Consider the following 14,187-nt stretch of genomic DNA (forward strand, 5'->3'; position numbering starts at 1 on the left):
GCTACAAGACAAGGAACTTGCCCGGCTCAAAACCATTGGCGAGATGTTCATTTTGGAAAACATACCCCATCTGATTGCAAACTACCTTTGTTCCGTTTATTTCTGCATCAATATTGGTATGTGAATGTCCGTAAATCCACGCATCAATGCGACTGTCGGCAATAAGTTCACTCAGTTCAGTTGCAAATGCACTATTCAGCACAGAACCCTTATGATGAGGGGCGACCACCTCTAATGTGGGAAGATGATGCGTTACTACCACAATGTGTTCTGCGGTACTCTCTGCAAGACTTTGCTTGATGAAATCCAAACAGAAATTGTGCATCTTATTGAATTCCTCTGTCTGGAGCAATTTGCCATTATACATTATCTGTCGAAAGTCGTTCATGCCCTTCCATACGAAGTATTCGTCGGCAGGAGAAATCTTAGACCACAAAGTGCTCATGATAAAGTCGGTATCATCAATACGTACTACCTTATTCTGATAATATCCTACATTCTTTTTGAACATCCAATTCCATTGCAATCCCTTATCCATCACATCACAATAATTGTAATACTCATGGTTCCCGGGCACAATGAGCACCTGACGATAATTCTCTGATGCCCATTTCCAGAAATTAGCCAAAGGCGCAACTTCGTTTTTCAGATAAAATATATCTCCAGCAAGCACCAGAACATCGCCTGTTACCGGTAATTCATTATATTTCATCCACCTGCTGTTATCGCTGAATTCCAAATGCAGGTCGCTCATGTATTGTATCTTCATATTACCGTCCTCCTTTTTCTATTTGTTTGGTAATAATTCTTTTAACCTGTTCAAATGATACTGGTGTAAAATTGTTGTTATCAACACCTACATCGTATTGTGTCGGATAGAGATACTTAAGCCTGGCAGCGTCAATTCCGGTATTGTTCTTCCGTGTGTGAACGTGCCCGAACAGTTGCCATACATCCTTGTATCCACCATCAAAGCATAGAAAGGGATAATGGTTCAAATATATCCTCTGTTTGCCGATTTCTATGTGCATCTGCATTGCCACATGTTCAAATCTGTCAATGTAACCTTGGCGTATATTCTTCAAATCGTGATTACCCATAATCAGATATATCTTTCCGTTCAGTCTGTCAAGGATTTTACTCCATTCGGCCGAACCGCCAAGACAGAAATCGCCCAAGTGAAACACGATATCATCTTGCCCGACTACGTTGTTCCAATTGGCTATGATAGTTTCATTCATCATTTATACATCCCTGAACGGTCTGTTACAGAAACGTATGATATTCTCATGATAAAAATGGGTGTCAGATGTAAAGAACACCTTACTGCCGTCAAATTTATAGTTCATTTCTTCTCAATTTATGTGCATCACTGCACGTTAATAATCTGTTTACTAACAGCCCATCAGACGGAAATGGCAGAAGAGCATCGTAAAGGCAACTGTCACAAATGGGCATAATAAAAAATATAGTGCAAACCGAATGTAGAGTCGAGCTGGCTCGAACTATACTGAGGTGCAGCCTATATTGTAGGTCGAAAACCTAAAAAGTTGGAAAGTTTGGTAAAGACTCTCCAACTATTCAGTTTCTATTCTCTCAAAGTACAATAAAGTACTTGCTATGTTCGCTGGAAAGTATTTACTCTACGAGGTTCAATGCATGAAACATGAACACTCGACACGGATTCTGTGCGTTTATTGCTCAGAATTGCGGTTGTTGGTAATATGTTCATTCTGTTTCTTTGCATCGTTAATGTTTATATTGTCTCAAAAGCGGTGCAAAATTAACAAATAAATCCCAATCACACACCATTTTACATTAAATTCTTTTGCCATGCGGAAAATACTTGGCTCAAAATTTTGTGTTATGCTACAAAAACATTATGTTTGCATAGCATAATAAAAGCGTAATATGAACTTCGTTGATAGAATAGAAGAAACAGCACGACTGAGGGATGCTCTTTCAAGAGAGAAGTCCTCGTTGGTCGTAGTGTACGGTCGCAGGCGCTTGGGTAAGTCAACACTTATTAAAAGGGTCTTGTCGGACAGTGATGTATATTTCCTTGCCGACCGTTCCGAAGGGCAACATCAAAGAATTTTGCTTGCAAAGGTGGTAGCGCAAGTATTTCCTGATTTTGATAAGCTGACTTATCCGGATTGGGAATCTCTGTTTCGTGCGGTCAATTATCGCACAGACAAGCGTTTCACGTTATGTTTGGATGAATTTCCATATCTTGTGGAGCAATCCCCGGAACTGCCGTCAGTGTTGCAGAAACTTGTTGATGAGAAACAGTTGAAGTATAATCTTGTACTTTGTGGTTCATCACAGAATATGATGTATGGACTGTTTTTTGATTCTACTGCACCTCTCTATGGTCGTGCTGATGAGATAATGAGGCTTGCACCGATACGTTTGCCGTATATTCAGGAGGCTTTGAACCTTGACGCTGTGAGCTCCGTTGAAGAGTATGCTGTATGGGGTGGTGTACCTCGTTATTGGGAACTGAGGGAAAACAGAAACTCACTTTCCGATGCGTTGTGGCACAATATCCTTTCGATAAATGGCACTCTTTACGAGGAACCGATAAAACTGTTTCAAGATGATGTCAAGGATATTGTCAAGACTTCTACAATCATGTCCTATATCGGCTCCGGTGCAAACCGGCTTTCTGAGATTGCTGCCAGATGTAATGAGCCTGCAACTAATCTGTCACGTCCGTTGAAGAAACTTATTGACCTCGGATTTTTAGAGAAAGATGTTCCGTTCGGAATTGACGAAAAGAATGCGAAAAAGAGCCTATATAAGATTGCAGACCCATTTATGGCGTTCTATTATCAGTTTGTTGTACCAAACCGTTCGTTCATCGAGCTTGGTCGTCGTTTGCCATTAGAACAGGCTTTGGCAGTTCATTTCTCGGAGTATGTGAGTATGCATTGGGAAAAACTATGCAGGGACGCTGTAACGGGAAATATGGTCAATGGAATTGTTTACGGTAAGGCAAAGCGCTGGTGGGGACCGGTTCTCAATGAGAGGAAAGAACCGGAACAAATAGAGATTGATATGATGGCCGAGTCGCTTGATAAAAAATATTTTTTAGTTGGCGAATGCAAATGGACAAATCAGGAGAATGGCAAACAACTTACAGCTGAGCTTCTCCGTAAAGCCAACCTGCTGCCATTTGCCAAGAATTACAAGATTCTCCCGGTCTTATTTCTTAAGAATGCACCGAAAGATGATGTCGGGAATGTGATGTTGCCGGAAAATGTTGTTGGGCTGATGAAATAAAGAAATAACAAATTCGTGATTTGCATATGTTGGATTTTAGAAAACAATTTCAAGAGATTATAGAACAATCCTATATTCCTTTCAATATAGATAAAACTGCGACTTCTGATGTATGGAGCAATATTTATAAGGTAGTACTTCCTAATATCCCGAAAACCCTTTTTAGATACCGTAGAATAGACGATAAAGGCTATACTATTGAATCATTTAAATCTGGAACTATTTCCTTATGCCATGCAGGGATGTTTCCGGATAAGTATGATTCATATTTATATATAAATCAAGATAAGATTCACAAAGATCTAGAAAATGCATTGAAAGATGCATTACGTATAACATTGTCGCAAATAACACAGAAATCCCCAGACATAAGAACAGAAAAAGCAATGCAAGTATGTTACTATAGAGAGTGCGGATATACGGATGAACAAATTATAGATAAAATATTGACAGGTGAGTATATTGATTTTTGTAACAATATTGGCTCAGCGATAAAAAAGCAAGAGTCTCGTTTTAGAAATCCAAGAAATAGTGCAAAAATAGCCTGTTTTACAGAAAGTGTACAGTCAAAATATATGTGGGATAGATATGCAGATGGGTATAAGGGATTTGCATTAGAATACGATCTCAGAAAATGTATTTTTAAATATAATTCATTGGGAATGAATGTAAATCTCTTTCCTGTGATTTATACAGATTTAAGACCGGATGTTACATTGGATGAGGGAAATATTCAGACTTACGAGTATTTTAAACAAGTTGGAGATAAAAATTGGTTGAATTTTTTGTCTTCCATGATATCAGTCAATCAATTATATTGGTATCGATCTTATCTTTATAAGGATCGTAAAGAATACGAGCATGAACATGAATGGAGAATGCTTTACTATAGTTTAGAGGAAGAGAATGATTATGTTGCAATTCCGGATGTTGGATGTTTGAAAGCGATCTATTATGGTCCAGATATATCACAAAAGGATAAGCAAGAATTACATCGGATTGCAGTTGAAAAAGGTCTAAAAGAGTATGATGTTGATCTTGACACGGATAGTCGTAGATATGATTTGAGAGTAACAAGTATTAAATAGGTGCATTTTAAATCAAAAAAGAGTAGATTAAATAACTATGAGCGGAGGATATTTTGATAGGGGCACATATGCAATGCGCGAGATTGCTGATACTATTGAGCGCGATATTGCGAGGGCATTGAAACCTAAACCTGAGAAAATTCAAGAGGACTATTGGACTATTTACGAGAAAGATTGCTTTGGCTCATACCATAGTTATAGAACTTATATGGATTTTGGCTGTTATGATGATGCGGAATCTTTTCTTCTGAGAGACAAAACCATTGTTAAGGCAGAACAAAAATATGCAGACCGACGATTCTTTGATGATGGGGTAATATTCCAATCAACAAAGCGATATATGTCCGACACTCCTGACGGTGAACAAATTCCGGTATTATACTCAATCCATCATTGTCATTATGACCGCTATCCGTATAATGCTGATGTGTTGGAATGGTCTGGTGAGACGATTGATGCGATGAAGGAAGCATATCGGCAAATTCGTATTGCAGAGATATATGCTACTCGTGTAGATTGGATGATGAGTGGCGATGATAGTGAAGAGAGTTTCCGTGAACGTATCAAGGAAGACTTGGAGGAGTTTGAAAAGGAATATGTGTCCAAAGATTGGACAAACTTTTGTGAAGGTGATTAAAAATCTAATTAATATGGCTACAGAGACAAAACGTGTAAAAACCAAGATTTGTTGCTTGGATTTAGATAAGGATTGTTCGGATTACCTCAATGAGAGGTTTGATGTTTATGATGGAAGTTTGGGAAAACCTATTGATGTGTCTGGAAAAAATTACCGGGGTTTGAATTTGTTACTTAATTATAAACTGCCTCAAAATATACATGAGTATGACATATTCATCGAAGATATGGTGAAGTCTGATAAAATTCCGTATAGTATACAAGAGAATACAAGGAAGGAAATCTTGGGAACAAAAGTATACTATTTTGTAAGTAATGCACCTCAAACGGTGTTTGATCCATGTCCATTTGGAAGTTTCGTGTTGAATGAAGATATTCATAAACACAGAAATAAACCTGCAATTAGAATAGCGTTTCAAGCTCCTTATAATTTAGTAGAATATGTTTTTGAGGATATAACTGTTAGTTATTCAGGGCGGAGAGTTGAACACAATAATTACGAACACTTGGGGGATTTTTGTGTGTCTTCTATGGTTGGCTCTGAGGTGAAGTTATGTGAAAGCAATTTATCAAGAATTTTGTTTGAATCTTTCCTTGACGATATCTCCTATTGTCAAGTGTATGAGCATCCAACAAAATGGGATAATGACGGGAAAAGGGTCAAAGATGAGCAATTTTTACCCCTGTTAATGAATAGAGCAGGAGGTATTGTTTCTTACCTTTGGTTAAGCAAGAGCGATATAATTTTGGTGTTGCCTCGAACAAAGAGGAAGCGTGAATTGTTACAAAAAGTAATGCAAGAATTTGTATTTAAATATTTCTCTGAATATTTTCCGGAAGTGGAAGAGTCATTATGGTTAAATCAGCCAACTTATTATTTACCAAGACAAGAAGAATTGCTTAAAGAAAAAGAGGAGTTAATTGCAAAATATAATGAGAGTCTGGCGGTTTTGGATAAAAGAATAGAAAAGAATAACAATGAATACTCATTTTTGCATAAACTTCTTACAGCAACGGGAGATGAGTTAGTTGAGGCTTGTATAAAATATTTTAAATGGTTGGGGTTTAAAAATGTAATTGATAAAGATAAAGAACTTGATAAAGATTTCAATGAGGAAGATGTTCAAATTGAGACAGAAGACAACGGATTGCTCCTTATAGAAATAAAAGGTATTAATGGAACTTCAACCGATGCTCAATGTAGTCAGATTTTTAAAAATGTTTTTCGAAGAAGAGAGGAACAGCAAAGATTTGACGTTTTTGGCTTGTACATCGTTAATAATGAAAGGGGTGTAGAACCTCTATCAAGAACTATTCCTCCATTTAATCAACAACAGATAAAAGATGCGGTTAATGAAAAAAGAGGCTTGTGCTATACATGGCAATTGTTTAATCTTTATTTTGAGATAGAAGATGGTATCATAAATAAGCAGGAAGTTCAAAGTATGTTATTTGATAAAGGATTGATTGATTTCAGCCCAAAAGTAAGTGAAGTCGCTGTGCCGCATAAGTACTATAAACAGCATACTATAGTTTGCCTGAAAATTGATAATATCAATATCAATGTAGGGGATTATTTCTTCTACAAAGAAGCCGATAGATGGAAGAAAGTGAAAATTTTAACTATCAAGGATGGGGACGAGAATTACCAGACCGTATCAAATGGAAGTTATGGATTTGAACTTGAGGCTCGGTGTCCGAATAATAAAATGCTATACATTCAGGCATAAAATCAGAGGATTCCTTAATTTACAACCTGAAAGTTGTGGATTCCCAATTATTTATAGTACCTTTGTCTGCGATAAGACAAAGGTATTCTGATATTATACAGTGATGGAAGTACAAATTGATGCGTCTTTAGAACAGTCTGAAAATATTATCGCAGATGATGTAGATGCGTGGATGTTGCATTCACAGACTATTGCAACAATTATGTCGAATCGAATGGAGCAGCTCGGTATGACTCAAAAGGCGTTGGCTATGAAGATGAATTGTTCTCAGCAATACATCTCTAAAGTACTGAAAGGACGGGAGAACCTGTCATTGGAAACTCTGTGCAAGATTGAAAAAGCATTGGATGTCAAGATACTGAATAGTAATATAAAAGTAAAGTAACCACTCATAATAAGGCAAGGATATGTCAATACAAAGCGAAGCGGCATTGGAAGCCGGACTGATAGCCACTCTTATGCAAATGGACTATGAGTATGTCCAAATCGCAGAAGAGGATAATTTGTATGCCAATTTCAAGCGGCAGTTGGAAATCCACAACCGCAAACGCTTGGAGGAACACGGACGTACCGGGTTTACGGCAGAGGAATTTGAGAAGATTGTCATCTATCTTGAAGGAGGCTCGCGCTTTGAAAAGGCAAAGAAACTTCGTGATTTATATCCGCTTGATACAGCAGACGGACAACGTATATGGGTGGAGTTTCTAAACAGGCAGCAGTGGTGCCAAAACGAGTTTCAGGTTTCCAACCAAATAACCGTAGAAGGACGGAAGAAATGCCGTTATGATGTGACAATCCTTATCAATGGCTTGCCTTTAGTACAGATTGAATTGAAACGTAGAGGAGTGGAGCTGAAACAGGCATACAACCAGATACAGCGTTATCACAAGACTTCGTTTCATGGATTGTTTGACTATATCCAGTTGTTTGTCATCTCAAATGGTGTCAATACCCGTTATTTTGCCAATAATCCAAATAGCGGCTACAAGTTTACATTCAATTGGACTGATGCTCAAAATCATCCATTCAATGAATTGGATATGTTTGCAGCATTCTTTTTGGAAAAATGCACGCTTGGTAAAATCATCGGCAAATACATTGTGCTTCATGAGGGTGACAAATGCCTGATGGTGCTTCGCCCATATCAGTTCTATGCCGTAGAAAAGATTTTGGACAGGGTGCAAAACTCCAATGACAACGGTTATATCTGGCATACAACAGGAGCAGGAAAAACGTTGACTTCATTCAAGGCAGCACAGCTTGTATCGGAATTGGATGATGTGGACAAGGTGATGTTCGTAGTTGATCGTCATGACCTCGATACACAGACCCAATCGGAATATGAAGCATTTGAACCGGGTGCGGTTGATAGTACTGATAATACGGATGAACTTGTAAAACGCCTGCAAAGCAATTCCAAGATTATCATCACTACCATTCAGAAACTTAATGCCGCAGTAAGCAAGACATGGTACAGCAGCAAGATTGAGGATATTCGTCATTCCCGTATCGTGATGATATTTGATGAGTGTCATCGCAGTCATTTCGGGGATAGTCATAAGAAGATTATGAAGTTCTTTGACGATGCCCAAATATTCGGCTTTACGGGAACCCCTATCTTTACCGAGAATGCTGTGGATGGTCATACGACTAAAGAAATATTCGGAAATTGTCTTCATAAATATCTCATTAAGGATGCTATTGCCGATGAAAATGTGCTTGGTTTCCTTGTGGAGTATTATCATGGCAATGAAATTGTTGATAACGACAATCAAAGTCGTATGGAAGAAATTGCCAAATTCATTATTAACAATTTCAATAAGTCTACATTTGACGGAGAATTTGATGCGCTGTTTGCCGTGCAGTCCGTACCGATGCTTATCCGCTATTACAAGATATTCAAATCGTTAAAGCCAAGTATTCGTATTGGTGCAGTATTTACCTATGGTGCAAACAGTAGTCAGGATGATGACCAGACAGGTATGGGTACAGGGCAATATGTTAGTGAGAGCGTAGGCGAAGCGGATGAGCTGCAAGCTATCATGGACGATTATAATGAAATGTTTGGTACAGCATTTACTACCGAAAATTTCCGTGCATACTACGATGACATCAACCTGCGTATGAAAAAGAAGAAAGCGGATATGAAACCGCTTGACCTTTGTCTTGTCGTGGGTATGTTCCTTACAGGCTTTGATAGCAAAAAGCTGAACACGCTTTATGTAGATAAGAATATGGAATATCATGGTCTGCTGCAAGCATTCAGCCGTACCAACCGGGTGTTGAACGAGAAGAAACGATTCGGCAAGATTGTGTGTTTCCGTGATTTGAAAAGCAATGTCGATAAGTCTATCAAATTGTTCAGCAACTCAGATAATCCGGAAGATATAATCCGTCCTCCGTTTGAGGATGTAAAAAAGGAATATCAAAGACTGGCGGTAGATTTCTTGCAAAAATATCCTACACCAAGCAGCATAGACCTTTTGCAAAGTGAAAATGACAAGAAGAATTTTGTGCTCGCATTCCGTGATATTATCCGTAAACATGCAGAAATACAGATATACGAAGACTACAATGAGGATGCAGATGACCTTGGAATGACTGAACAACAGTTCAACGATTATAAAAGTAAATATCTTGATATTACAGTTGGGTTTATCGATCCACCGGTAACACCGTCTGTTGTTGCGGAAGATTCTGTGCCTTATGGAAATAGTCAAGGTTTGGAAGATATTGATTTCTGTCTTGAATTGTTGCACAGCGATATCATCAATGTGGCTTACATCCTTGAACTCATTGCGGAACTTGACCCGTATAGCGATGATTATTCAGCAAAACGCCAGCATATCCTTGATACTATGATTAAGGATGCCGGAATGCGAGGCAAGGCTAAACTCATTGACGGCTTTATCCGGAAGAATGTGGATGAAGACAAGGAGAACTTTATGAACGGACGAAATAAGGCTGATGGAACAAATGAGTTGGAGGAACGTTTGAACCAATATATTGTTTCGGAACGCAATAAGGCGGTGAATGATTTGGCCGATGATGAACAAATTTCAGCAGATGTGCTTAATCTTTACATCAAAGAGTATGACTATTTACAAAAGGAGCAGCCGGGAATAATACAGAAAGCCTTGAAAGAGAAGCACCTCGGACTTATCAAAACCCGGAAGGCTTTGACGAGAATAATGGAAAGGCTGCGCAATATAATAAGGACTTTTAATTGGGAGTAGACATGTCAACATATAAAATATATAATGAGCAACTAACGCTTATAAAGGAGAAGCCATTTAAGCTGGAGAAAGAAATTCAAAACATAGTTGAAAAGAATCTCCAGCCACTGCTTGGGCTTGATTTTATTAAAACGGAATTTTCCATTGGTTCTTTCCGTATAGATTCTTTGGCATTTGATTCGGAGAAGAAGTCTTTTGTAATCATAGAATATAAAAGGGATAAGAATTTCAGTGTAATCGACCAAGGTTATGCTTACTTGTCTTTAATGCTAAATAACAAGGCGGAATTCATCTTGGAGTATAACGAATCAAAGTCTGGCATACTCAAACGAAATGATGTGGACTGGTCTCAGTCAAAAGTGTTGTTTGTATCGCCTAATTTTACAACATATCAAAAAGAAGCAATTAATTTCAAGGATTTACCTATAGAACTATGGGAAATCAAACGCTTTACAAATGATACTCTTTCGTTTGAACAGATTGTGAATCGTTCAAGCAAAGAAAGTATTAAAACAGTCTCAAACAACGAGACAATAACAACTGTAAGTAAGGAGATAAAGGTATATAGCGAACAGGATCATTTGGAGAACGTTGAAGATGACTTCCTGAATATATATGCTGAAATTAAAGAATTTTTGCTGTCTTTTGGAGAAGATATTACGATATATCCCAAAAAGAAAACCATTGGTTTCAAGATAGGAGGAAAGGTATTTTGTGATATAGTTATGCAAAACAAGGGCATAAGACTATTTCTAAACGCCAAGAAAGGAACACTCAAAGACCCGGAAGGTATTACCCGTGATGTATCAGAAGTTGGACACTGGGGAAATGGAGCTTATGAGGTTCGTTTTCCTTTGAAAAATGAAACTGAAATAGATTATGTTTTTAACTTGTTACGTCAAACAATAAATAAGAATAAAGAATAAACATATGGCTTATTTTAATACTACGATAAAGGATTTAATCTCCGAAAGAATAGGGAGGAATACTTTTTTACCTGCTATTCAGAGAGAATACGTTTGGAATCCAGCGCAAGTAGAAAAACTGTTTGATTCTATTATGTGTGGTTATCCTATCAGTTCTTTCCTTTTTTGGAAGATTAGAGAAGAAAAGAAGAAAGATTGGACTTCATATGAATTTATAAAAGACTTTGATCAAGAAAAACCGCATAATAAAGAGGCTAACTTGGATGGTGTAAATCAAGATATATATTTGGTTCTTGATGGACAGCAGAGAATAACATCTATAAATATAGCCTTACGTGGTTCATATCGTTTTTTCTATCGAAAGTGGCGAACAACAAGACTATATTTAAATCTTCTTTGGGATAAGGGAGATGACAATCCAGAGGAGATGACATATCAATTTTTATTTAAAGAGGATGAAACACCTCTGCAAAGAACGGATTATCCTCAATTATGGTATCGTGTTGGGGATATATTAAATTATGATGATGCAGAAGATGCTAAAGATTCTATAGAAAATCAGCTTAATGCTTTTGATGAAGAAGCTAAGAAAAAAGCTCGAAAGATGATAAGTAAACTTTTTAGTGTAGTAAATGTATCTCAAAACATAAATTATTATGAGGAAAAATCAGATGACTATGATAAGGTTTTAGAGATATTTATTCGTACTAATACTGGTGGCCAAAAACTAGAGTATAGTGATATTCTTTTGTCAACAGCGACTGCTAAATGGAGGAATTTGAACGCAAGAGAAGAAATCAATGAATTTACAGATGAAATTAACAAGATAGGAACTGGTTATAATTTTGGTAAAGACTTTGTGATGAAAGGGGCGATGTATCTAACTGAAAATCTTCCTATACAGTATAAACTTAGTTCATTCACGAAGAAAAATCTAGAATGTATAGAGGATCATTGGGATGAAACAAAAGATGCCATTGCCAATAGTATCAAATTGGTTAGTCGTTATGGCTTTACAGATAAAAATTTAGTAGCAAGGTTGGTGTTACTTCCTGTTGCTCAATATTTGAGAGGGAAAAACAAAGGCTATCTTACCTCCTCTAATTTGAAAGATGTAGAGGATCAAAATAATATTCAAAAATGGATTATCATGATGCTGCTTAAAGGAGTGCTAGGTAGTGCAACTGATAATAAATTGAATAGTATGAGACCTGTTGTTAAATTAGCAACAGACTATTTCCCCTATGTTGAACTTTGTAGAGAATTGAAAATAGAAATGACATTCAACGATATGGAGATAGAAAATATGCTGAACTATAGTTATGGTACTAAATATAGCTATTTGATTTTATCATTGTTGTATCCAGGGAGAGATTGGAAAGATAAGAAATACAATGAAGATCATATTTATCCACAAAATGAGTTTAAAATAAAAAATCTTCGTGCAAAAGGATATGATGATGCAACTATAGAAAAGTACCAGGCCTGCTATAATTCAATTTTGAATTTAGAATTGTTGGATGACTCAGAAAACAAATCTAAAAATGCTAAACCTTTTGATTCCTGGCTAAAAGATCGAGATGCTAATTTTAAGGAACGTCATCATATACCTGAAATGAACGACTATAGTTTAGACTATTTCCTTGATTTTATCAAAAAGCGTAAAGCATTATTGACTAAGCAAATTAAAGAATTTATTTTACAGTAAATAAAGGTTAGAAATAATGAGCGAAGAATTACAGCAGAAACTCCGTGACCAGCTTTGGGAGGTCGCAAATCGTTTGCGTGGCAATATGTCGGCAAGTGACTTCATGTATTTTACACTGGGGTTCATTTTTTATAAATACCTGTCAGAGAAAATTGAAAAGTACGCCAACAATGCTTTGGTGGATGATGAAATAACCTTTAAGAAGTTATGGGAAATGGAAGATGCCGATGCGGTGGAACTACAAGAGGAAGCCAAGAACCAATGCTTGGAGAATATCGGCTATTTCATTGAACCGAAGTTCTTGTTTTCTTCTGTAATAGAGGCTGTCAAACGAAAAGAGAACATTCTTCCTATGCTGGAGCGTTCACTGAAACGTATCGAGGACAGCACTTTGGGACAAGATAGCGAAGAAGATTTTGGCGGACTGTTCTCAGACATAGATTTGGCTTCACCAAAATTGGGTAAGACAGCCGATGACAAGAATACGCTCGTTAGTAATGTTCTTCTTGCATTGGACGATATAGATTTCGGTGTAGAGGCGTCGCAGGAAATTGATATTTTGGGTGATGCTTACGAATATATGATTTCGCAATTTGCCGCAGGAGCCGGAAAAAAGGCTGGAGAGTTCTATACTCCGCAGGAAGTCAGCCGTATTTTGGCAGAAATTGTTTCCATCGGACATCAGCGTTTACGCAATGTCTATGACCCTACTTGCGGTAGTGGTTCGTTGCTTCTTCGTGCTGCCAATATCGGAAATGCAGTTGATATTTACGGACAGGAAAAGAATCCTACAACTTATAACCTTGCCCGAATGAATATGTTGCTGCATGGCATCAGATTCAGTAACTTCAAGATTGAAAATGGTGATACGCTTGAATGGGATGCGTTTGGTGACACTCAGTTTGATGCAGTGGTTGCAAATCCTCCGTTCTCCGCCGAATGGAGTGCTGCCGACAAATTCAACAATGATGACCGTTTCAGCAAGGCAGGACGGCTTGCACCACGTAAGACTGCCGACTATGCCTTTATCCTGCACATGATTTATCACTTGAACGAAGGCGGTACAATGGCTTGTGTCGCTCCGCATGGTGTGTTGTTCCGTGGTAATGCAGAAGGTGTTATCCGTCGTTTTCTCATAGAAAAGAAAAACTACGTGGATGCCATTATCGGATTGCCAGCCAATATCTTTTATGGTACAAGTATTCCGACCTGTATTCTTGTGTTCAAGAAGTGCCGCAAAGAAGACGACAATATCCTGTTCATTGATGCCAGCAAGGAGTTTGAAAAAGTTAAGACTCAAAACAAACTCCGAGAGCAGCATATCCAAAAGATTGTCGAAACTTACCGTGACCGCAAGGAAATAGAAAAGTACAGTCATTTGGCTACCTTGAAAGAGGTGGAGGAGAACGATTACAATCTGAATATTCCACGCTACGTTGATACTTTTGAAGAGGAAGAACCTATCGACATCAAGGCTGTAATGGCTGAAATAAAGGAACTGGAAGCCAAGCGTGCTGAGTTGGATAAGGAGATTGAGGTATATCTGAAAGAATTGGGTCTTGTAGAATAAGCTAACGA

At 37.7% G+C, this 14,187-nt stretch carries 10 protein-coding genes and 1 pseudogene; 9 read left to right on the forward strand and 2 right to left on the reverse strand.

What is annotated here, in order from left to right:
* Position 1 precedes the first annotated feature (1 nt).
* On the reverse strand, positions 2–769 hold the full coding sequence (locus E5354_RS08885; protein WP_135947231.1) for a metallophosphoesterase: 768 nt from the start codon (positions 767–769) through the stop codon (positions 2–4).
* Position 770: 1 nt separating this feature from the next.
* Positions 771–1,349: pseudogene (locus tag E5354_RS08890) on the reverse strand (metallophosphoesterase).
* Positions 1,350–1,911: 562 nt separating this feature from the next.
* Here E5354_RS08890 and E5354_RS08895 point away from each other — a divergent pair.
* The 9 genes from E5354_RS08895 (at position 1,912) to E5354_RS08935 (ending at position 14,179) form a co-directional block, all read left to right on the forward strand.
* A complete protein-coding gene (locus tag E5354_RS08895) occupies positions 1,912–3,285 on the forward strand; it encodes an ATP-binding protein (RefSeq protein WP_135947232.1) in 1,374 nt (457 codons plus the stop codon).
* 26 nt (positions 3,286–3,311) lie between these two features.
* Positions 3,312–4,373 (forward strand): DUF2971 domain-containing protein, encoded by a 1,062-nt coding sequence (locus tag E5354_RS08900; RefSeq protein ID WP_168353863.1) that lies wholly within the window; start codon positions 3,312–3,314, stop codon positions 4,371–4,373.
* A 37-nt stretch (positions 4,374–4,410) separates the two neighbouring features.
* Complete coding sequence (locus tag E5354_RS08905; protein ID WP_135947233.1) at positions 4,411–5,010, forward strand: hypothetical protein; 600 nt, start codon at positions 4,411–4,413, stop codon at positions 5,008–5,010.
* A gap of 13 nt (positions 5,011–5,023) precedes the next feature.
* On the forward strand, positions 5,024–6,739 hold the full coding sequence (locus E5354_RS08910; protein WP_135947234.1) for a hypothetical protein: 1,716 nt from the start codon (positions 5,024–5,026) through the stop codon (positions 6,737–6,739).
* Positions 6,740–6,842: 103 nt separating this feature from the next.
* On the forward strand, positions 6,843–7,124 hold the full coding sequence (locus E5354_RS08915; RefSeq protein ID WP_135947235.1) for a helix-turn-helix domain-containing protein: 282 nt from the start codon (positions 6,843–6,845) through the stop codon (positions 7,122–7,124).
* Positions 7,125–7,146: 22 nt separating this feature from the next.
* The gene (locus E5354_RS08920) at positions 7,147–9,975 is read left to right on the forward strand and encodes a type I restriction endonuclease subunit R (RefSeq protein WP_135947236.1); all 2,829 of its coding nucleotides are present in this window, start codon (positions 7,147–7,149) and stop codon (positions 9,973–9,975) included.
* 2 nt (positions 9,976–9,977) lie between these two features.
* Positions 9,978–10,901 carry a DUF5655 domain-containing protein gene (locus E5354_RS08925; RefSeq protein ID WP_135947237.1) on the forward strand — a complete coding sequence of 308 codons (924 nt, stop codon included), beginning with the start codon at positions 9,978–9,980 and terminating at the stop codon, positions 10,899–10,901.
* A 4-nt stretch (positions 10,902–10,905) separates the two neighbouring features.
* Complete coding sequence (locus E5354_RS08930; protein WP_015547484.1) at positions 10,906–12,609, forward strand: DUF262 domain-containing protein; 1,704 nt, start codon at positions 10,906–10,908, stop codon at positions 12,607–12,609.
* Between the two features lie 16 nt (positions 12,610–12,625).
* Positions 12,626–14,179 carry a type I restriction-modification system subunit M gene (locus E5354_RS08935; protein WP_135947238.1) on the forward strand — a complete coding sequence of 518 codons (1,554 nt, stop codon included), beginning with the start codon at positions 12,626–12,628 and terminating at the stop codon, positions 14,177–14,179.
* The last annotated feature ends 8 nt before the right edge of the window (positions 14,180–14,187 follow it).

The sequence above is a fragment of the Muribaculum sp. NM65_B17 genome (assembly GCF_004793735.1).
Lineage (GTDB): Bacteria > Bacteroidota > Bacteroidia > Bacteroidales > Muribaculaceae > Muribaculum > Muribaculum gordoncarteri.

What these genes read in the sequence shown, in the direction of transcription:
- E5354_RS08885 (WP_135947231.1), bottom strand. Translation starts at nt 769, where the DNA reads ATGAAGATACAATACATGAGCGACCTGCATTTGGAATTCAGCGATAAC.
- E5354_RS08895 (WP_135947232.1), top strand. Translation starts at nt 1,912, where the DNA reads ATGAACTTCGTTGATAGAATAGAAGAAACAGCACGACTGAGGGATGCT.
- E5354_RS08900 (WP_168353863.1), top strand. Translation starts at nt 3,312, where the DNA reads ATGTTGGATTTTAGAAAACAATTTCAAGAGATTATAGAACAATCCTAT.
- E5354_RS08905 (WP_135947233.1), top strand. Translation starts at nt 4,411, where the DNA reads ATGAGCGGAGGATATTTTGATAGGGGCACATATGCAATGCGCGAGATT.
- E5354_RS08910 (WP_135947234.1), top strand. Translation starts at nt 5,024, where the DNA reads ATGGCTACAGAGACAAAACGTGTAAAAACCAAGATTTGTTGCTTGGAT.
- E5354_RS08915 (WP_135947235.1), top strand. Translation starts at nt 6,843, where the DNA reads ATGGAAGTACAAATTGATGCGTCTTTAGAACAGTCTGAAAATATTATC.
- E5354_RS08920 (WP_135947236.1), top strand. Translation starts at nt 7,147, where the DNA reads ATGTCAATACAAAGCGAAGCGGCATTGGAAGCCGGACTGATAGCCACT.
- E5354_RS08925 (WP_135947237.1), top strand. Translation starts at nt 9,978, where the DNA reads ATGTCAACATATAAAATATATAATGAGCAACTAACGCTTATAAAGGAG.
- E5354_RS08930 (WP_015547484.1), top strand. Translation starts at nt 10,906, where the DNA reads ATGGCTTATTTTAATACTACGATAAAGGATTTAATCTCCGAAAGAATA.
- E5354_RS08935 (WP_135947238.1), top strand. Translation starts at nt 12,626, where the DNA reads ATGAGCGAAGAATTACAGCAGAAACTCCGTGACCAGCTTTGGGAGGTC.